Genomic DNA, 993 nt, shown 5'->3' with positions numbered 1-993 from the left:
CCACAAGCCTGGGAGCAAGGCCATGATACACGATATCGCCGTCGTCGGCATTGACGTTTCCAAGCAGTATTTCGACATCCATATCCACCCCGCCGGTAAAAGCTTTCGTTGCGGTTCGTCACCGCACGAGATCACGCAGCTTGCCCGGCGTCTTTGGGAGCTGGGGCCGGTCGCCGTCGGCCTCGAAGCCTCGGGCGGCTATGAAAGTAGGCTGGCCGATGGTCTTCATGCCGCCGGCCTTGAGGTTTATATCGTCGCCCCCGCCCGCGTGCGCAGCTTTGCCCGCGCCATCGGCCAGCTGGCCAAGACCGACCGCATCGATGCGGCCATGATTGCGCGTTATCTGGCGGCGGTGCGGCGTGACCTCACACCCTACGCGCCTGATCCGGCTTGCCGCAGGATGCATGCGATCAGCGCCCACCGCCGGCGCCTGCTGGCCGAAAGGAGTGGGCTCGTCAGCCAGCTCGACACCATCGGCGAACCGCTGGTGCGCGACCTGATCGAGGAGCGTCTGCGGACCATCGCACAGGATATTGCCACATTGGATGCGGCAATCGACGATGTGCTGACGCAGACGCCGAGGCTGCGCAAAAGCCATGCCCGCCTTCGCCAGGTCACCGGCGTCGGGCCGGTCCTGGCAACGGCGTTGCTTGCCGACATGCCGGAGCTGGGAAAAGTCTCTGCAAAAGTCGCCGCCGCCCTTGTCGGGGTGGCGCCTTATGCTCGCCAGTCGGGCGCAACCGAACGAAACGGGCGATGTGCAGGGGGCAGAAAACATCTGCGCGACATCGCCTATATGGCCGTACTCAGCGCCATCAAGGTCAGAGACCCTGTTCTTGGCGGCTTCTATCAACGACTCAGAATGCGCGGCAAGCCCTTCAAACTTGCCATCATCGCAACCGTGCGAAAGCTCATCACAATCCTCAACGCAATCGCTCGATCAGACCCGGCATTCGCACAGTAGATCCACGGTTGCTTGTCCCGAGCATCTGC

General features: G+C 62.7%; 1 protein-coding gene. It reads left to right on the top strand.

Annotated features, from left to right (window positions below):
• A partial coding sequence (locus L901_RS22890; RefSeq protein WP_210178999.1) for an IS110 family transposase occupies positions 1-964 on the top strand: 964 nt, incomplete at its 5' end.
• Between the last annotated feature and the right edge of the window lie 29 nt (positions 965-993).

Source organism: Agrobacterium sp. D14 (assembly GCF_001526505.1).
Taxonomy (GTDB): domain Bacteria; phylum Pseudomonadota; class Alphaproteobacteria; order Rhizobiales; family Rhizobiaceae; genus Agrobacterium; species Agrobacterium leguminum.
The sequence above is the reverse complement of the archived record's forward strand: the minus strand, read 5'-3'. Positions and strand labels throughout refer to the sequence as shown.